Origin of the sequence: Ruegeria sp. (assembly GCF_040830605.1) — a bacterium.
GTDB lineage: Bacteria > Pseudomonadota > Alphaproteobacteria > Rhodobacterales > Rhodobacteraceae > Ruegeria.
The window spans coordinates 17,662-36,623 of sequence record NZ_JBFOMD010000012.1 but is presented as its reverse complement, the minus strand read 5'-3'; the positions used below and the strand labels follow the sequence as shown (position 1 = coordinate 36,623).

The following is an 18,962-nucleotide window of genomic DNA, read 5'->3' as shown; positions in this document are numbered from 1 at the left end:
CGATGGTTTTCCGTATTTTCAAACTTTTAGCTTGGATGCCGCAGCGGAATTGCGTATAAAGGGTGCACTGCTCGATAGGTTTCTTGCCTGTATGAAACCTGCCTCAATAACTTAACGCCCGCTTCGTGCGGGCGTTTTTTTTGTCCGCAGGTCCGGCTGGTAGAAAGCCGCAGGAGGTTCCTGTTCCGAGGCGGATGTGCGCGGTGAGCCACCCGCCCGGCGTTTCCCCGTTTCCTTTGCAGGTGCAGCATGGCACTGTTTGCGCAAATCGGAAAATCACTTTGGGAGAGCCTCCATGTCCTTGTCGGGAAAAACTGCAATCGTCACCGGATCGAATTCGGGTATCGGTCTGGGCATCGCCTGGGAAATGGCCCGGGCGGGCGCCGATGTGGTGCTGAACTCGTTCACCGACCGGGACGAGGATCATGCGCTGGCTGCACAGATCGCGGATGAAACCGGAGTGACCGCGCGCTATATCAAGGCGGACATGTCAAAGGGTGACGAATGCCGCGCGCTGATCGAACAAGCCGGGGCCTGCGATATCCTGATCAACAATGCCGGCATCCAGCATGTCTCGCCGATCGACAGTTTCCCGGTCGAGAAATGGGATGCGATCATCGCCATCAACATGAACTCGGCCTTCCACACCATGGCCGCCGCGTTGCCGATGATGCGCGCGGCCGGGTGGGGGCGGGTGGTCAACATTGCCTCGGCCCATGGCTTGACCGCTTCGCCCTACAAGGCGGCCTATGTGGCGGCCAAGCACGGGGTGGTGGGCATGACCAAGACCGTGGCGCTGGAAACCGCGCAGGAGCCGATCACCTGTAACGCGGTCTGCCCGGGTTACGTGCTGACCCCGCTGGTCGAGGCGCAGATCCCCGACACCATGAAGGAATACGGCATGAGCCGCGAGGACGTGATCAAGAACGTCATGCTGGAGCGTCAGCCGTCCAAGGATTTCGCCACCGTCGAGCAGTTGGGCGGAACGGCGGTGTTCCTGTGCTCGGATGCGGCGGCGCAGATCACCGGGACGACGATCTCGGTCGATGGCGGCTGGACGGCGCTCTGAACGGGAAGCTGCGTGGGGGCGCTGCCCCCACACCCCCGGGATATTTTTGAACAGAAGAAGGGGTGGGGTTCGTGAAAAGCATCAATCTGGCTTTGCAGGGCGGCGGCGCGCATGGGGCGTTTACCTGGGGGGTGCTGGACCGGCTTCTGGATGAAGAAGATGTCGAGGTCGCCGCGATCTCGGGCACTTCGGCGGGCGCGCTGAACGGGGCCGCGTTCAAGGCCGGAATGGTCAAGGGCGGGCGTGAGGGTGCGCGCGAGAATCTGGACCGATTGTGGGAGCGTATGGGCGCCATCGGTGACATGCGCATTGCCAACTGGATGCGCGGGCTGGAACCGGCGCAGATCGCGCAGGCCATCGAGTATTCGCTGCCGTTTTCGATGGCCGATGCCTGGTCGCGGATGGTGTCGCCTTATGCTTACGGTCCATTCTACCGCAACCCGTTGGAGCCGGTGGTCGAGCGCTTTGACTACGAGGGGGTGTGCGCGGACGAAGGGCCGCGGCTGTTTGTATGTGCCACCTGTGTGCGCACCGGAAAGATCCGCATCTTTACCCGTGACGAGATCACGACGGATGCGATTCTGGCCTCGGCCTGTTTGCCGACACTGTTTCAGGCGGTCGAGATCCACGATCCGAAATCAGGGCGGACCGAGGCCTATTGGGATGGCGGCTATACCGGCAATCCGGCGCTGTTTCCCTTGTTCAATGAGGGGCTGCCGGACGATGTGGTGATCGTCAACATCAACCCGTTGGAGCGCGACGAGATCCCGCGCACGCCGCAGCAGATCCAGAACCGGATCAACGAGATCGGCTTCAACTCCTCGCTGCTGCGCGAGTTGAGAGCGATCAGCTTCGTGCAGCGTCTGCTGGCCTCGGGCAAATTGCAGAAGGGTGAGATGAGCCGGGTGCTGGTGCATATGATCGCCGATGACGATCTGATGAACTCATTGTCGGTGGCGACCAAGCTGGTGCCGACGCCGGTGGTTTTGACCCGGCTGAAAGAGGCCGGGCGCGCGGCGGCCCACGGTTTCCTACGCGATCACAAGTCCGATCTGGGGGAACGTGGCACCGTCGATCTGGCGGCGATGTTCAGCTGACGCCCGGGTTACTCGGGCGGCTGGGTCGGGTCTTTTTCGTTCGGGTAGACCAGCCCGGCCGAGATCACCAGTTTGGCCGCATCTTCAATGGACATGTCCAGCAGGATGATATCCTCGGCGGGAAAGAACAGCAGAAAGCCAGAGGTCGGGTTTGGGGTCGTGGGGACGAACACGCTCATCAACTCGCCACTGGTCTCGGCACGCTCGCTGACTTCGCCCTTGGCGGTGGTCGAGATGAATCCGATGGCCCAGATGCCCCGGCGCGGATACTGGATCAGGCAGGCCTTTTCGAATGAGCGTTCGGTCTGCGCGAACACCGTCTCGGAAATCTGCTTGATGCCGGAATAGACTGAGCGCACCACCGGCATCCGGTCCACCAGACCTTCGGCGAAGTGGATCAGTGAGCGCCCGATGAGGCCCTTGGCGATCCAGCCGACTATGACCGTGAAAACCAGGAAAAAGATGACGCCGACGCCGCGCAGATTGAGTCCGATGTACTGCTCGAGCCGGAACTGATGCGGCACCAACGGCAGCACCACGCCGTCGATCCAGCCGACGACGGACCAGATCAGCCACACGGTCAGACCCACTGGGGCGATGACGACGATCCCCGTCAGGAATGACGCGCGCAGGCCGGCAAAAAGGCCCGGGCGGCGGTGGGGTTCTTCGTCGAACGGCGTGTTCATGGCAGGTCCGTGTGGTTTGCTGAACTAGTTAGGCAGTTTGGGGCGCCGGTACAATAGGCGCCGCGCCCGTCCTGTCACGCCCCGCGCTGCGTGCACAAGGCTTGGGCAATCCGGGCCGCCAGCCGCGCATTGTTTCGCACCAGCGCGATATTGGCGGTCAGCGAGCGGCCTTCGGTGCGTTCAAAGATTCGTTGCAACAGGTAGGGGGTGACAGCCTTGCCGGTGATGCGGTGAGTATCTGCGTCCCGCTGTGCCTCAGCAATGATCGGCGCTAATTCGTTGGCCGGGATCTGGTCAGTCTCGGGGATCGGGTTTGCGACCAGTTGACCGCCGGGAAGGCCGAGTTCGCGGCGCATGGCGTGGGCGCGGGCGATGTCTTCGGCGTTGTCCATCCGCAGGGGCGCCTTCAGCGGCGATTGCGCCGACCAGAAGGCGGGGAAGGCGTCCTGACCATGGGCGATGACGGGAACGCCGAGCGTTTCAAGCACTTCCAGCGTCTTGGCCAGATCGAGGATCGCCTTTGCACCCGCAGCCACCACTGTCACCGGGGTCTGCGCCAGTTCATGCAGGTCGGCGGAGATGTCAAACGAGGTTTCGGCCCCCTGATGCACCCCGCCAATGCCACCGGTGGCAAACACCTCGATCCCGGCATGACGCGCGGCGATCATGGTGGCGGCGACAGTGGTGGCACCGGTGCCGCCGGTGGCGAGACAGGCGGCCATGTCGGCGCGCGACAGTTTGGCAACGCCATGGGCCTGTCCCAGTTGCGCCAGCTCTTCGGGTTCCAGCCCGACATGCAGGCGCCCCTCAATCACGGCAATCGTGGCAGGGGTCGCGCCCGCGTCGCGGATGTCCTGTTCAACCTGTGCGGCCACTTCCACATTCTGGGGATGCGGCATCCCGTGGGTGATGATCGTGCTTTCCAGCGCGACGATGGGCTGGCCCGCGTCCCTGGCGGCGCGGATTTCGGTCGAGAATTGCAGGTCGATCACAGTGGGGTTTCTCCGGAAACGTAAGTGGCTGCGGCGCGCAGGGCGCGGGTCAGCGCCTTGTCCCTGTCGGCACCGCGGGCTTCGGCGGCAATATGAGCCGCCATGAAAGTGTCGCCCGCGCCGGTCACCCGTGTGACCAGAACGGAAGGCGGGGTTTGAGTCAGCAAGCCTTCGGCGCTGGCCTCGGTCGCGGATTTGCCGCCATCGGTGACCAGCACCCGCAGCGCTCCGCGATCTAGCAGGCCCCGCGCGGCACTCGAGGAATCGTCGAATTCACACTGGCAGAGCAGGCCGGCCTCTTCGAGATTGACATAAAGCGTGGCGCGCCTGTGCTTAAGAAAGGGAAGCAGCCGCTCGGCCTTGCCGGGCGAGGCCGGGGCGACCCGCAGATCGGCCCGGGCAAAGGCGGGGCCATGCGCGATCTCTTCCAGCAGCGACAGGGTCAGGTTGCCATCGAGCGCGATAGGGCCGTCGAAAGGAGTATTCTTCGAACCAAGCGGCCCCTCGACCAGCGGTCGCAGGATCTTAGCACCCGCGGCTTCCAGCGAATGGGCATCGGCGATGGCGGCGATCAGGCCGTTGGCGCCCTCGACCGCCATGTAGCGGTCGGTGGGCAGGTCTTCCGAGCGGTAGATATGGCCGATCTCCATGCCCAGTTGCTCACAGGCGTGGACCAACTCGTCCCCTTCGGCGTCGCGGCCGATGGCAGTCAGCAAGGTGGGCGTCATGCCGAATCGAACCAGCGTCATGGCGATGTTCATGGCGACACCGCCGGGCAGGCGGGTAATGCGGCCCGGCACGTCCGAGCCGTGCCGCATATGGCTGGCGGACCGGCCGATCACGTCCCAGAGGACCGAACCGATGCAGAGGATGTTCGTGCTACTCATGGCTTTCTCTTGCCCCAGCTTCGCGGGCGGCGCAAGCGCGCGGTGGCCGATACCGCCAATGGGCGTCTTTCGACTTGATACCAACGCCCATCGCACCGAAACTTGCGCCACAGGCAGGATAGGAGCAGGCGGATGTTGGGCAGGTCAGACCGCGCCGGGATCATGCGGCGGCTGGTGCTGATTGTCGGTTTATGGCTGCTCACAGGTGCGGTGGCTGCGCATGAGGTGACACCGACCGTTGCTGATCTGAGCGTTAAGGATGGTCAGGTGCGGCTGGAACTGCGGATGAATGCCGAGGCCTTTCTGGCCGGGATCGATCTGGACCGGGTACAAGACACCGCCAACTCGGAGCAGGCCGGAGAATATGGTGCTTTGCGCGCTACGGCGGCGCCCGAGATGGAAACTCGCTTACGTGACTTCGCCGTGGACTGGGTGGATAAGCTGAGCCTTGAAGCCGAAGGTCCGGTGTCGCTGTCCTATGAGGGTGCGCGCATCCCTGTCGTGGGCGATATCGGAATGGCGCGGGTGACGCAGATGCTGCTGACCGGCGGCTTGCCCGACGGCGCGCGGAGCCTGACCCTGACATGGCCTGCCGGTGCAGGTGTACTGATCCTGCGCCAGCAGGGGGTCGAGGCGCCCTATACGGGCTACCTGAAAGGTGGAGAGACCAGCCCGGCGATCCCGATTGATGGTGGAGCGTCACTGCCACCGCGTGAGTTGTTCCTGACCCACTTCCGCGACGGGCTGGCGCATGCTTTCACGGGCGGAGGAAAACACATCCTGTTCGTGCTGGCGCTGTTCTTCCTGAGCGCCCGGGCACGGCCTCTGATCCTGCAGTTCGGTGCGTTTCTGGTTGCTGATTTCGCCGCCATCTTTCTGAGCGTCGGCGGCGGGGCGAAGGTCGCTCCAATGTTGGCCACGCAGGTTTTCTGGGGCGCCGTCGTGCTGCTGGCGGCGGAGAACCTGGTGACCCGAAACGTCAGCCTTTGGCGGGTGCTGGTCATTCTGCTGGCGGGCGGTCTGCATGGTCTGGGAGTTGCGGGGCACTTGTCCGAGGCGGGAATGGCACCCTCGCAATTGCTTCCAGCGTTGGCCGGATTCAGTTCGGGTATCGAAGCCGCGCAGCTGATGGTTCTCGGCGTGATGCTCAGCACCATCGGGCTATGGCTTCGCGACACGCACTGGTACCGGGGTCGGATCGCGGTTCCGGCCTCATTGGTGATTGCGATTGTTGCCGGGTACCAGTTGGCTGGGCTGCTGGCGTTGATCTGAGCGTTCAGGTCATTGCCGCACGCAGTTTCGTCAGAGTGGCCAACGGATCTTCGGTCGACCAGATCTCATCCCCGATGCCGAAAAAGTCGGTGTGAGGCGTCAGGCCGCGCACCAGATCCTCGGTCAACCCGCCCTCGGCCACCACCGGCACCTCGATCATCTCGGACCACCATTGGAACAGGTCCGCCCCGGCGGTGGTGCCGTCGCCCAGCGCGGTGCTGCCGACCGGACCGAAGGCGATGTAATCGGCCCCGGCCTCGCCCGCGGTCATGCCATCATGGCTGGACGCGCCGCAGAAACTCCCGACGATAGCGTCCGCGCCCAGTTCCTTGCGGGCGGCGCGGACAGAACGGGCAGCATCGTCCAGATGCACGCCGTCCAAACCCAGCCGCTGTGCCATCAGCACGTGGTTTGCGATCACCAGTGCCACGTCGCGGGCATGGGCCACCTCGCGGCAGGCATCGGCCATACGGGCGATGTGATCCTCGTCACTGCTGGCCAGCGCCAGCCGGATGCAGGCGATCTCAGCCCCGTCGAGGACGCGGGCGAGTTGGTCGGGAAACGTCTCGGGCTCGATGGCCGGGGGGGTGATGAGATAGATCTGCGGCTGCTCGGGGGTGTCCATCTGCGGGTCCTTCGCGTTGGTCTTGGTGCGTATTCTTGGGCGCGGCGTCTTTGGCGCGGTTTAGCGGATTGTGTTGGCGAAGGAAACTTCAATGCCTGCGGTGTGCGTATTTGCAGCGAGAAGAAGCAGCGGCGCTTGCCCTGACCGGCTGTGGCGATTAGAGCAGGCGGGATTTTCGGAGTTGAAACATGCCCAGCGACAGAGCTCAGCCCTCATTCGTCCTTGTGCGCCCGCAGATGGGCGAGAATATCGGTGCCGCCGCGCGGGCGATGTGGAATTTCGGGCTGGACCGGATGCGGATCGTGGCGCCGCGCGATGGCTGGCCAAACCCCAAAGCGGTGGCCATGTCGAGCGGGGCGGGGCGGCTTTTGGACGAAGCGCAGCTGTTTGACGATCTGGCCGGGGCATTGTCGGACCGCACCTATGTCTTTGCCACCACGGCGCGGCAGCGGGGGCTGACCAAGCCGGTTTATAGCCCGGAACGCGCGATGCAGTTCGCGGCTGAGAAAGTGGCGGCGGGGGAGCAGGTGGCAGTGCTCTTTGGTCCCGAGCGGGCTGGGCTGGAAAACGAGGATATCGCCAAGGCCAATGCCATTATCTCGGTACCGGTGAACCCGGAATACGCGTCGCTAAACCTCGGGCAATGCGTGTTGCTGACGGCCTATGAGTGGATGCGGCGGTCCGGCGACGTGGTGCATGAGGCGACTGATCTGGGCCGGGGCGACTGGGCCACGGGCGTCGAGGTCGAGAAGCTGGTGGAGCATTATGAGGACCGGCTGGAGGAGGCCGGGTTCTTCTACCCGCCGGAAAAGGCCGAGGGGATGAAGCTGAACCTGCGCAACCTTTGGTCGCGGATGCGGATGACACGCGCGGACGTGCAGATGCTGCACGGGATCATGCGGCAGATGGTTCGCTGGAAGGACAAGGGCTGACGCTCTGGACGTTGGGGCGTGTCGGCCCTAGCTTGCGGGGAAATCAGGATATGAGGATGGCATGAGCGGCAAGCGCAGCATCTTTGAAGAGGTGTCCGAGGAGGCCCGGACCGAACAGACCGCACAGCCCGGCATGATCGACCGGGGCCGCGGCGGCGGTCGGCGCGGCATCCGGGCGTGGCTGATCCTGCTTTTTGCGCTGGTGGTGGCGATGATCGTGGTGGGCGGGCTGACACGCCTGACCGACAGCGGCTTGTCGATCACCGAATGGCGCCCGGTCACCGGGGCCACCCCACCGATGAGCGAGGCCGATTGGCAGGCCGAGTTCGACAAATACAAGCAGATCGACCAGTGGCGCATTCAGAACCAATGGATGGAATTGGAGGATTTCAAATCCATCTATTGGTGGGAATGGGGCCACCGGCAGCTGGGCCGGGTCATCGGTCTGGTCTGGGCGCTTGGCTTCCTTGGTTTTCTATTGGCCCGCAAGATCCCTGCCGGTTGGACCGGGCGTCTGATCCTGCCCGGTGTGCTGGGCGGAGCGCAGGGCGCCATCGGCTGGTGGATGGTGGCGTCGGGCGTGACGCAGGGCGAGGGGATGACCTCGGTCGCCAGCTACCGTCTGGCGGTCCATCTGGGGCTGGCCTTTGTCATTCTGGGCTTTCTGGCCTGGTACATTTTCATGCTGGGGCGGGCTGAGCGCGAGCTGATGCAGGCGCGGCGGGCGAAAGAGGCGCGGCTGTTCTCGCTCTCCACCGGTCTGATGCATTTTGCCTTCCTGCAGATCGTCATCGGCGCCTTTGTGGCAGGAATCGACGCCGGGCGGTCGTTTACCGACTGGCCCTTGATTGGCGGGCAGCTGCTGCCGCCGGATGCCACAGTGCTGGAACCGATGTGGCGGAATTTCTTCGAAAGCCCGGGGCTGGTTCAGTTCATCCATCGCTGTGCGGGGTACCTGTTGCTGGCCTTCGGAGTCGTCGTCTGGATGCGTGGGCGCGGCAGTGCGCATCCGCAAACCCGGTTCGCCTTCAATGCGGTCTTTGCCGCGCTGTCGCTGCAAGTGGTGCTTGGCATCGTCACAGTGCTTTACGCCGCGCCGTGGCAGGTGGCCATACTGCACCAACTGCTCGCCGTTGGCGTCTGGACCCTGATCCTGCGCGCCCGCTTCCTGACCGCTTATCCCATTGCAATCTCACTTCGCGGAGTTTGACTTCATGACCGCATTCGACGATCTGATGGCCTTCCAGCGGGAAACCTCGGCCTTGGGGCAGATCTCAGGACGGCTGGGCTGGGATCAGGAAACGGTGATGCCCCGCGGTGCCGCGCAGCAGCGGGGCGAGGAGATGGCGGCGATCGAGGCGGTGCTGCACGCCCGCCGGTCCGATCCGCGCGTGGGCGACTGGCTGGAGCGGGCCGAGGCGCCCTGCGAGGTCGGCGCGGCGCAGCTCCGCGAGATCCGCCGCGCGTTCGAGCGGACCAGGAAAGTGCCCGCCGATCTGGCCAAGGCGATCGCGCGGGTGACCTCGCAGGCGCAGGGCAAATGGGCGCAGGCGCGCGCGGATGAGGATGTGGCCGCCTTCCTGCCGGTGCTGGAAGAGGTGGTCGCGCTGAAACGCGAAGAGGGCGCGGCGTTGGCCCAGGGCGGCGACATCTATGACGCCATGGTCGAGGATTATGAGCCCTACACCACCGGCGGCCAGATCGCCGCGATCTTCGACGCCATGCGGCCGCGTTTGGTGGCTCTGCGCGCCGCCGTGCTGGACAAACCGATGCCCAAGGGCGTCTCGGGCACCTTTGACGAGCAGTTGCAGATGCAGCTGTCGCGGAAACTGGCCGTTGCCTTTGGCTATGACCTGAACCGGGGCCGGGTGGACAAGGCGGTGCATCCGTTCAGCTCGGGCAGCGGCTCGGACGTGCGGATCACCACGCGGACCAGCGATGTGGATCCGTTCAACTGTTTCTACTCGACCATCCACGAGGTCGGCCACGCCGCTTACGAGCAGGGGATCGACCCGACCTATGCGCTGACGCCGCTGGGGCAGGGCGTGTCGATGGGTGTGCATGAAAGCCAGAGCCGGATTTACGAGAATCAGCTTGGCCGGGGCCGCGCCTTTACCGGATGGCTGTTCGGGGAGATGACCGACCTGTTCGGCAACTTCGGCATTGCGGATGCGGATGAGTTCTATGCCGCCGTGAACCGGGTCCATAACGGCTATATCCGCACCGAGGCGGACGAGGTGCAGTACAACCTGCACATCATGCTGCGCTTCGATCTGGAACGCGCGCTGATGGCGGGCGATCTGCAGGTGGGTGATCTGGAGGCCGTGTGGAACGACCGGTTCGAGGCCGATTTCGGCTATGCGGTAGACAAGCCCTCGAACGGGTGCCTGCAGGATGTGCACTGGTCGGTGGGCCTTTTCGGCTATTTTCCGACCTATTCGTTGGGCAATGTCTATGCCGGGTGTCTCTACGAGGCACTGCAGACGGCGGTGCCGGACCTTGGCGCACAGTTGGCCCGGGGCGATACCTCGGGCGCGACCGGCTGGCTGCACGAGAAGCTGCAGCGGCACGGCGGCCTCTATGCGCCGCGCGAGGTGATCGAGCGGGCCAGTGGCATGGAACCGGGGCCGGAGCCGCTGCTGCACTATCTCGAAGGTAAGTTCGGTGCGCTTTACGGGCTGTAACCTTTAACATGACCCGGAATGGCCGCCGTGGGGCGGCCATTTTCGTTTCTGCGAGGCAGGGGCCGCGACGTCATCGCTGGTTCGGGGCGGAACTTCTGGCATCCTGTCGCGCTCGGACTAAAGTGATCCGAAACGGATCGCACGGAAACAGTCTTGTCCTTTGACAGCATTGTGAAATCACGGATCGCATCGGTTCTGACCAGCGAGGAGCTCTTGCGGGTGCGACGGCGGGCGCGGGAGTTACGACGAAAAGCGCGCGGGGCGCCTCATACGGTGTCCTATTTTCACGATGTCTCGGATCCCTACAGTTTTCTGACGGCGCAGGTGCTGGGGGAGTTTTGTGATCGCTATTCGGTCGAGTTACGCTCTTATCTGATCTCCGGGCCTCCGGACGCGGCTCTGCCGGACCCGGCGGCGCATCAGAGGAACGCGCTTGCGGATGCCGCGCGTCTGGCTCGCAAGCAGGGGCTGGTTGTGCCGAGGAGTACTCCGCCTGACCGGGCGGCGATTGCTTCAGCTGAGGCGCGCTTGGCAGCGGAATTGCAGAGCCCGGATTTTGCTGGGATTGCCCGCAAGGTCGGCGCGGTTTTGTGGGCGGGGCAGGATATCCCGAAGGGACCGACAATAGACCCCGGCGAGTTCAAACAGGCTGGGGACCAGCAGCTTGCCGATTGGGGGCACTATCTGGGTGGAACGTTTCATTATGCCGGCGAATGGTATTGGGGCATCGACCGGCTGCACTATCTGGAAACCCGCCTGCAGGAGCTGGGTCTGGGCGAAAGGCACCCACCCATCGCACCGCCATCTGAGCCGCGTGCGGAAGGGGCCGCGAAGCAGGGCAGCGAGGTTGAATTCTTCTTCTCTTTTCGCAGTCCCTATTCCTATCTCGCTTTTAACCGCGTTTGCGATCTGGCCCACCGGCACAACGCCCAGCTGATACTGCGTCCGGTCCTGCCTATGCTGATGCGCGGCCTGCCGGTTCCGCCCGCTAAATCCTCGTACATTCTGTACGACTGCGCCCGCGAAGCGCGTCGTATGGGCATTCCCTTCGGACGCATCTGCGACCCGCTGGGGTGGGCGGTCGAGCGGGGATATGCGCTGCTTGATCATGCCGAGGCGCAGGGGCGGTTGGCGGAGTTCTGTGCCGCGTTCATGTCCGGGGTTTGGTCACAGGGGATCGACGCGGCGACGGATCGAGGGATTGCCCGGATCGTTGAGGCGGCAGGGCTGAACTGGGATGCCGCAAAGCCCAAATTGCAGGCAAACAATTGGCGGAAGCGCATCGAAGCCAATCAGGCCCGGTTGCAGGAGATCGGCCTGTGGGGTGTGCCGAGCTTTCATGTGGCCGGGCAGAGCATCTGGGGGCAGGATCGGCTTTGGGCCGTCGACGAGTTGCTGACAGTGCAAGGCTGATCAAAAAAGGCACCGCAGCAATTGCCACGGTGCCCGTCATCTCAAGTGTGAAGCGGCTTATTCCTCGGCCTCTTCGTCACCCTGATCCGCGATCCAGGCGACGCTGACGACTTCCTCGCCCTTGCCGGTGTTGAAAACTTTCACACCGCCCGCCGAGCGCGACCGGAACGAGATGCCATCGACCGGCACCCGGATCGACTGACCCCTGGAGGTTGCCAGCATGATCTGATCGTCGATCTCGACCGGGAACGAGGCGACCAGTTCACCGCCGCGCATGGCCTTGTCCATGGCCGCGACGCCCATGCCGCCGCGCCCGCGCACCGGGTAGTCGTGGCTGGAGCTTAGCTTGCCGGACCCACCCACCGTTATGGTCAGGATCAGATTCTCGGCCGCCGACATCTCGGCGTAGCGCTCCTGACTGATCGTGGCCATGGCGTCACCTTCCTCATCCGAGGTTTCGGCATCGTCGGTCAGCCCCGCCACGGCACGGCGCATTTTGAGATAAGCGGCGCGCTCGTCCGAGGTCGCGTCGAAATGACGGATCACCGACATTGATACAACGTGGTCGCCATTTGTCAGCTTGATGCCACGCACACCGGTCGACTTGCGGCCCTTGAAAACACGCACATCGGTGGTTTGGAACCGGATCGCACGGCCCGAATTGGTGACCAGCATCACGTCGTCGTCTTCCGAGCAGATACGCGCATTCACCAGTTCCACGCCCTCGGGCAGGTCCATCGCGATCTTGCCGTTGCGCTTGACGTTGGTGAAATCGCTCAGCGCGTTGCGGCGTACGTCTCCGGCGCTGGTGGCGAAGACGATCTGCAGGTTTTCCCATTCTTCATCCGGCACATCCACCGGCATGATCGCGGCGATGGAGACACCGGTCGGGATCGGCAGGATGTTGACGATGGCCTTGCCCTTGCCAGTGCGCCCCGATTGAGGCAGGCGCCAGGTCTTGAGCTTGTAGACCATCCCATCGGTGGTGAAGAACAGAAGCTGCGTATGAGTGTTGGCGACAAAGAGGGTGGTGACCACGTCCTCTTCCTTGGTCTGCATGCCGCTTAGCCCCTTGCCACCGCGCTTCTGGGCGCGGAAATCGGCTAGCGGGGTGCGCTTTATGTAGCCGCCCGAGGTGACGGTGACGACCATATCCTCGCGCTCGATCAGGTCCTCGTCGTCCATGTCGCCGGACCAGTCGACGATCTCGGTGCGGCGCGGGACGGCGAACTGTTCGCGCACGTCGCGCAGCTCATCGGCGATGATGTCCATGATGCGTTCGCGCGAGGATAGAATCTCAAGGTATTCCTTGATCTTGTCCGCAAGCTCTTCCAACTCGTCGGTGACTTCCTTGACCCCGATCTGGGTCAGGCGCTGCAGGCGCAGCTCCAGAATGGCGCGGGCCTGGGTTTCGGACAGGTTGTAGGTGCCGTCCTCATTCGCGGTATGGGTCGGATCGTCGATCAGCGCTATATATTCCAGGATCGGCTGGGCGGGCCAGCGCCGGGTCATCAGCCTCTCGCGGGCCTCGGCCGCGTCAGCCGATTGCCGGATCGTGGTGACGATCTCGTCGATATTGGTGACTGCCACGGCCAGACCACACAGGATATGGCTGCGCTCGCGCGCCTTGCGCAGCAGATGCGCGGTGCGGCGGGCGACGACATCCTCGCGGAAGTCGATGAACGAGGTCAGGAACCGGCGCAGGGTCAGTTGCTCGGGGCGGCCCCCGTTCAGCGCCAGCATGTTGCAGCCGAAATAGGTCTGCATCGGCGAAAAGCGGTAGAGCTGGTTCAGCACCACCTCGGGCGTTGCGTCGCGTTTCAGCTCGACCACCACGCGCACGCCGTTGCGGTCGGATTCGTCCTGAACGTGGGCCACGCCCTCGATCCGCTTTTCGCGCACCGCTTCGGCGATCTTTTCGATCATCGCGGCCTTGTTCACCTGATAAGGGATCTCATCCACGATGATGGCGTAGCGGTCCTTACGCAGCTCTTCGGTGCGGGTCTTGGCGCGGATGATGACACTGCCGCGCCCCTCCAGATAGGCTTTTCGGGCACCGGAACGGCCTAGCATCACGCCACCCGTGGGGAAGTCGGGGCCGGGGACGTATTCGATCAGTTGCTCGGACGTCAGGTCCGGGTCGTCAATCAGGGCCAGCGTGGCATCGACCACCTCGCCCAGATTGTGCGGCGGGATGTTGGTGGCCATACCGACGGCAATACCACCGGCGCCATTGACCAGCATGTTCGGGAAGCGCGCGGGCAGGACCGTCGGTTCCTTGTCCTTGCCGTCGTAGTTATCCTGAAAGTCGACCGTTTCTTTCTCGATATCGGCCAGCAGGGCGCCCGCAGGCTTATCCATCCGCACTTCGGTGTACCGCATGGCGGCCGGATTATCGCCGTCCATCGAGCCAAAGTTGCCCTGACCGTCCAGCAGCGGCAGCGACATCGAGAAATCCTGCGCCATCCGCACCAGCGCGTCATAGATCGCGCTGTCACCATGCGGGTGGTATTTACCCATCACATCGCCCACCGGACGGGCCGATTTGCGATAGGCCTTGTCATGGGTGTTGCCGGTCTCGTGCATCGCATAGAGGATGCGCCGATGCACCGGTTTCAGCCCGTCGCGCAGATCGGGGATCGCGCGGCTGACGATGACCGACATCGCGTAATCGAGATACGAGGTGCGCATCTCGGATTCGATGGACACGGTAGGTCCGTCGTAGCTGGGGCGCTGCGGCGGGGTTTCATCCATGTTTTCAGGGGTTTCTGGCGTATCGCTCACGTAAACTGCCCGATCTTTATGCAGGGTCTATATCTTGTGGATGCATCTTATCAGACTGCGTACATAAGGTGCAAGCAAGCAGCATCGTGGCGCGAAAATTACCGTTCACGGATCGGTAACACATTGTTTTCGTAAGCGTTTAACCATTTTCGTGGTATCGTGAAGAGACCGAACCAGAAATGGAGGTCTTGTATGGAGCAAAGCGAAACCGAGCTGATGCTCAAAGGTTACGGCCTGACCACGGCCGAATTTTACTATCACATGCCGGATTACATCCACGTTTTGAACACGTTCATCTGGCAGGAATACGACCTGGCGCCCGACCATCCCAGATTGTTCAAGTTCGTCGAATTCTGGCAGCGCGAGATCGAGGGGCCGCTGCATTCTGTGCGGTTCACCCATCGCAAGATGATCTCGCCGGGGGAATGGCGGAATGTGACCGGAGAATTCTATCTGAACTGACCGGCTCAGCCCACGCGCCAGGCATAGATGGAGCAGCCGGTGGATGTAGTTGCGGTATAACTTTTCCCATCGGCGGCCATGCGGCCACGCCATGTCACGGTGACGCCCGGGAAATAGTCGGTGCCATTGATCTGCTGATCGTTCAGATAGACCTCGGAATGGGCCTTTTGCCCCAGCGAGTCGCTGATGTTGCCGGTGTATTTGTTGCCGCCCGCATGATTGAAGCGCACGCGCCCCGTAACCTTCAGAACCAGCACGCAGTCGGCCTTGTAGCTCCATGCACCGGCCAATGTTAGGGTCGATGATTTGGGACTGGGAGAGGGGTTGGCCTTGGGCGCAACTGCGGCCTTGCAGATCGTCCCGCTTTTGTTCTGCAACTCTTCCAATGCATGTGCGGTGCCCAGATCGTCAGCGCCCAGAGACGAGCCGCTGGCGGTCAGATAGGCCAGGAAAGCCCGTTTCGTGCGTGGCCCCGCTATTCCGTCGGCGCCACCTGCCGAACACCCAAGAGTATTCAACGCCCGTTGGGTCGCGCGCATAACCTCGCGGTTGTCGTCCACAACGGGTGCGGCGGCCACTTCCATCGGTTCACTGTCCGCGTGCCGTGCAACCGGTTCGGTATCGGGCTGCTTGAGGCTCTCGCGTAACTGCAAGGCGACCGTATAGCTGTAGTCCTCGGTGCGGTCTTTGTAGCGGTCCAGAAAACTGTCCAGCGCGCTCACCGTGCCGATCGACCGGGCCAGTTCCAGATCGGCCCGCATGTCGTCCGTCGGAGCGGGCAGGGCATCCGTCAGCGGAGCTGCCGCGGCGGCGGGCGTGAAATAGAACTCACCCAGCAACTCGTCATAGTAAGCCGGGAACTGGTTGTGCTGGACGGTCCTGGCGAGATCGCGCACCTCAACCCTTAGGTCCGAAATCAACGCGCGCAGTTCCAGCCCGGGCTGCGACAGGCGCGGCAGCAGGGCGCGGGTGAAAACCGAGTTCTCGGCGGCATCCGTGTCGTTCAGCTTGTCCAGCGCCAACTGACCCGCCCCGGCGGAAAAGATCACGAAGGTCCCTTGCGGCGCGGTGATCCGACCCAGCCCCCGCGTTCGCCCGATGCTGCGGCCCGCAATCGTCTCAAACGGATTGTTGCGGCAGGCGTCGATGATGGCGATCGAGGTACGTGCCCCGGTCGCGCGCACCCGGTCGAGCAGGTCTGACAGTGCAATGGATTCGGATTTCACGAAATCGCTCTCACCAGCATTCGGGGCCACGATATCAGTCGGCAGCAGATAATTCTCGCCGTCGATCTCAACTCCGTGCCCAGCGAAGAACACAAAAGCCGTATCGCCGGGTTCCAGCCGCGCTGTGAATTCCGAGATACGTCGGTTCATGGCACGGCGATCAAGGTCGATGCCCTCGACCGTTTCAAAGCCCAGACCCTTCAGTCGGGCTGAGACTGCGCGGGCGTCCGCCCCGGCCTTGGCCAGCGCCGGAACGGCGTCATAAGCGTCATTCCCGATGACCAGCGCCAGCCGTTGCTCGGCCCAGGCGGGCAGGGTTGCGAGAAAGAAAAACAGAATAAAATACCAGCCTGTCAAAATGACCTCACATTGAATTCGCAGTTGCGCCTGCAATATAGCCCCCGAACTCAAATGAACGGAGTAAGTGAGCCGCACTTTAACCGGACAGACAGCCAAAATAAGTGAATTCGATCACAAGAGGCCAGTTTCGTGCGTGTTCCGGTTTTTGCCGATTGCAGCGCGATGCTCGGGAATGTCTTTCCAATTCCTGTGCAGCAGGATTAACTGACTGAGATAGCTAACCTATTGCGTGGGTACGGGTGGCCCAATCAATACGGTTGGAATTCAAGCTGTCAGCAGAATATACCGAAAATGATTGCGCTAACATTGGACATGGCAGGGCATCGGAGTTAAGGACGAGGCATGGTTTCACGCGTCATACCGGTTGATCCCTTCGATCTGGTCATCTTCGGCGGCACAGGCGATCTGGCCCGGCGCAAGATCCTGCCTGCGCTGTTTCGCAGGTATTGCGCCGGTCAATGGCCCGAGGATGTCCGCATCATAGGGGCTGCTCGGTCCGAACACGATGATTCCGCCTATCGCGCACTTGTCGCCGACGCGCTGCGCGAGTTCGCCCCGGAGCGTGCTAAGGATTCGCCGTCAGTTGACGGGTTTCTTGCCCGTATTCGTTATGTCCGCATCGACGCCGAGGAGCAGACGGGGTGGGCTGAACTGGCCGGGCAACTGACCGAGGATCGGGTGCGCGCGTTCTACTTCTCGGTCGGTCCGCGTCTGTTCGGTGCGCTTGCCGGGCAGATCGAGGCGCATGGCATGGTCACCGACCGGACCCGGATCGTGGTGGAGAAACCCTTTGGCCACGATTTGCAAAGCGCCCGCGATCTCAACGCAACGCTTGCGGGGCATTTCGACGAAGGCCAGATCTATCGGATCGACCATTATCTGGGCAAGGAGACGGTCCAGAACCTGATGGCCGTGCGCTTCGGCAACATGTTGTTCGAACCGCTGTGGAACAGCCAGTACGTCGATCACATCCAGATCACGGTGGCCGAGACGGTGGGGATTGCCGGGCGCGAAGGGTATTATGACCGCGCGGGTGCGATGCGTGACATGATGCAGAATCACTTGATGCAGCTTCTGTGCCTGATCGCCATGGAGCCGCCCGCGAAATTCGACCCCGATGCGGTGCGGGACGAGAAACTCAAGGTGATCCGCGCGCTCGATCAGGTGCAGCCGCATCACATCGTGCGCGGTCAGTACGGGCCCAGCGACGGTGAGCCGGGCTATCGCGGCGCGGTGGGCAATTCGCGCTCGGCAACCGAGAGCTATATCGCCTTGCGCGCCCATATCAGCAACTGGCGGTGGGCGGGAACGCCGTTCTATCTGCGCACCGGTAAGCGGCTGGTGGCGCGGTCCTCGGTAATCAACGTGATGTTCAAGGACGCGCCGCATTCGATCTTCGGCGCTGATGCCGGGCGGCATGCAAATGTGCTGTCGATCCGGCTGCAACCGAACGAAGGCATCACGCTGAAGGTGACGATCAAGGAACCGGGGCCGGGCGGCATGCGCCTGATCGACGTGCCTTTGGACATGAGCTTTGCCGAGGCGCTGGGGCCGGAAAACCAGGACCCGCCGGACGCTTATGAGCGGTTGATCATGGATGTGATCCGCGGCAACCAGACGCTGTTCATGCGCGGCGACGAGGTCGAGGCCGCTTGGGCCTGGACCGATCCGATCATTGCCGGATGGCAGGCGCGCGGCGATGTGCCTAAACCTTACGACAGCGGCAGCACCGGCCCGGGCGACGCCGAGCTGCTGATGAAACGGGATGGTCGCCATTGGCAGGGGATCAAGCCATGAACATCCAGGAATACGCCGATCGCGACATGCTGGCCATCGACGTGGCCAACCAACTGGCCGGAGATCTGGAAACGGCGCTGCTGCATCACGACACAGCCGCGCTGGCGGTGGCTGGAGGGACCACGCCCGGTCCGGTCTTCGACAGCCTCTGCGCCGCCGATCTGGAATGGGACCGGGTGCATGTCCTGCCGACCGACGAGCGCTGCGTGCCGCAGGATCACGACCGCTCGAACGCGCGCCTGATCCAGGAGCGTCTGCTGGTCAGCCGCGCCGCCACCGCGCGGTTCCTGCCGCTTTATGTCCCCGCAGCCGAGCCCGAAAAGGTTCTGCCCGAGATCGAGGCGATGCTGGCGCCGGAACTGCCGATCTCGGTGCTGGTGCTGGGCATGGGCGAGGATATGCACACCGCCTCGCTCTTTCCCGGAATGCCGGGCCTGATGGCCGCGCTTGATCACGATGCTCCGCCACTGGCGGTTGCCCGGCCCGAAACCCAGCCCGAGGCGCGGATCACCCTGACCGCGCCGGTGCTGGACGGGGCTGTGTCGAAACATCTGGTGATCTACGGGACCGCCAAACGCGACGCGGTTGAGCGAGCTATGTCCCTGCCGCCCGAAGACGCCCCCATCGCGGCGGTTCTGGGCGGCACAACGGTGCATTGGGCGGAGTGAGGAGCAGA

Annotated in this window: 16 protein-coding genes; 10 read left to right on the top strand and 6 right to left on the bottom strand. The window is 63.1% G+C overall.

Annotation, left to right across the window (positions count from 1 at the left end):
• Nucleotides 1–295 precede the first annotated feature (295 nt).
• Together AB3N21_RS16890 and AB3N21_RS16885 are read left to right on the top strand one after the other, a co-directional pair.
• On the top strand, nucleotides 296–1,069 hold the full coding sequence (locus AB3N21_RS16890) for a 3-hydroxybutyrate dehydrogenase (protein ID WP_367936320.1): 774 nt from the start codon (nucleotides 296–298) through the stop codon (nucleotides 1,067–1,069).
• A 71-nt stretch (nucleotides 1,070–1,140) separates the two neighbouring features.
• Complete coding sequence (locus AB3N21_RS16885; RefSeq protein WP_367936319.1) at nucleotides 1,141–2,166, top strand: patatin-like phospholipase family protein; 1,026 nt, start codon at nucleotides 1,141–1,143, stop codon at nucleotides 2,164–2,166.
• Nucleotides 2,167–2,174: 8 nt separating this feature from the next.
• On the opposite strand, the gene AB3N21_RS16880 is transcribed toward AB3N21_RS16885, so the two are convergent.
• The 3 genes from AB3N21_RS16880 to AB3N21_RS16870 form a co-directional block, all read right to left on the bottom strand.
• Nucleotides 2,175–2,852, bottom strand: coding sequence for a DUF502 domain-containing protein (locus AB3N21_RS16880; RefSeq protein ID WP_367936318.1), 678 nt, complete (start codon nucleotides 2,850–2,852; stop codon nucleotides 2,175–2,177).
• 74 nt (nucleotides 2,853–2,926) lie between these two features.
• Nucleotides 2,927–3,844, bottom strand: coding sequence for a pseudouridine-5'-phosphate glycosidase (locus AB3N21_RS16875; protein WP_367936317.1), 918 nt, complete (start codon nucleotides 3,842–3,844; stop codon nucleotides 2,927–2,929).
• Nucleotides 3,841–4,731, bottom strand: a complete 891-nt coding sequence (locus AB3N21_RS16870) for a PfkB family carbohydrate kinase (protein WP_367936316.1) — start codon at nucleotides 4,729–4,731, stop codon at nucleotides 3,841–3,843. Before AB3N21_RS16870 ends, AB3N21_RS16875 begins: the two co-directional genes overlap by 4 nt.
• Nucleotides 4,732–4,863: 132 nt before the next feature.
• Here AB3N21_RS16870 and AB3N21_RS16865 point away from each other — a divergent pair, with 132 nt between their 5' ends.
• Entirely contained in the window at nucleotides 4,864–6,003 is a 1,140-nt protein-coding gene (locus AB3N21_RS16865; RefSeq protein ID WP_367936315.1) for a HupE/UreJ family protein, read from the top strand.
• 4 nt (nucleotides 6,004–6,007) lie between these two features.
• Here AB3N21_RS16865 and AB3N21_RS16860 read toward each other — a convergent pair whose 3' ends face one another.
• Nucleotides 6,008–6,628, bottom strand: a complete 621-nt coding sequence (locus tag AB3N21_RS16860) for a thiamine phosphate synthase (protein WP_367936314.1) — start codon at nucleotides 6,626–6,628, stop codon at nucleotides 6,008–6,010.
• Nucleotides 6,629–6,816: 188 nt separating this feature from the next.
• On the opposite strand from AB3N21_RS16860, the gene AB3N21_RS16855 reads away from it, so the two are divergent.
• The 4 genes from AB3N21_RS16855 to AB3N21_RS16840 all read left to right on the top strand — a co-directional run bounded on the left by AB3N21_RS16855 (nucleotide 6,817) and on the right by AB3N21_RS16840 (nucleotide 11,657).
• Nucleotides 6,817–7,560, top strand: coding sequence for an RNA methyltransferase (locus AB3N21_RS16855; protein WP_367936313.1), 744 nt, complete (start codon nucleotides 6,817–6,819; stop codon nucleotides 7,558–7,560).
• Nucleotides 7,561–7,621: 61 nt separating this feature from the next.
• Nucleotides 7,622–8,770: a heme A synthase gene (gene ctaA, locus AB3N21_RS16850; protein WP_367936312.1), complete on the top strand. Its 1,149-nt coding sequence runs from the start codon at nucleotides 7,622–7,624 to the stop codon at nucleotides 8,768–8,770.
• A 4-nt stretch (nucleotides 8,771–8,774) separates the two neighbouring features.
• Nucleotides 8,775–10,244, top strand: a complete 1,470-nt coding sequence (locus AB3N21_RS16845; RefSeq protein ID WP_367936311.1) for a carboxypeptidase M32 — start codon at nucleotides 8,775–8,777, stop codon at nucleotides 10,242–10,244.
• Nucleotides 10,245–10,517: 273 nt separating this feature from the next.
• A complete protein-coding gene (locus AB3N21_RS16840; protein ID WP_367936310.1) occupies nucleotides 10,518–11,657 on the top strand; it encodes a DsbA family protein in 1,140 nt (379 codons plus the stop codon).
• A gap of 57 nt (nucleotides 11,658–11,714) precedes the next feature.
• On the opposite strand, the gene gyrA is transcribed toward AB3N21_RS16840, so the two are convergent.
• A complete protein-coding gene (gene gyrA / locus AB3N21_RS16835) occupies nucleotides 11,715–14,411 on the bottom strand; it encodes a DNA gyrase subunit A (RefSeq protein WP_367936309.1) in 2,697 nt (898 codons plus the stop codon).
• A 222-nt stretch (nucleotides 14,412–14,633) separates the two neighbouring features.
• Between gyrA and AB3N21_RS16830 the strand changes: the two genes are divergently transcribed.
• Nucleotides 14,634–14,903 (top strand): usg protein, encoded by a 270-nt coding sequence (locus tag AB3N21_RS16830; protein WP_171176422.1) that lies wholly within the window; start codon nucleotides 14,634–14,636, stop codon nucleotides 14,901–14,903.
• Between the two features lie 5 nt (nucleotides 14,904–14,908).
• Here AB3N21_RS16830 and AB3N21_RS16825 read toward each other — a convergent pair whose 3' ends face one another.
• A complete protein-coding gene (locus tag AB3N21_RS16825; RefSeq protein ID WP_367936308.1) occupies nucleotides 14,909–16,486 on the bottom strand; it encodes a caspase family protein in 1,578 nt (525 codons plus the stop codon).
• Nucleotides 16,487–16,831: 345 nt separating this feature from the next.
• Here AB3N21_RS16825 and zwf point away from each other — a divergent pair, with 345 nt between their 5' ends.
• On the top strand, nucleotides 16,832–18,286 hold the full coding sequence (gene zwf / locus AB3N21_RS16820) for a glucose-6-phosphate dehydrogenase (RefSeq protein ID WP_367936307.1): 1,455 nt from the start codon (nucleotides 16,832–16,834) through the stop codon (nucleotides 18,284–18,286).
• Complete coding sequence (pgl, locus tag AB3N21_RS16815; protein WP_367936306.1) at nucleotides 18,283–18,954, top strand: 6-phosphogluconolactonase; 672 nt, start codon at nucleotides 18,283–18,285, stop codon at nucleotides 18,952–18,954. Before zwf ends, pgl begins: the two co-directional genes overlap by 4 nt.
• The last annotated feature ends 8 nt before the right edge of the window (nucleotides 18,955–18,962 follow it).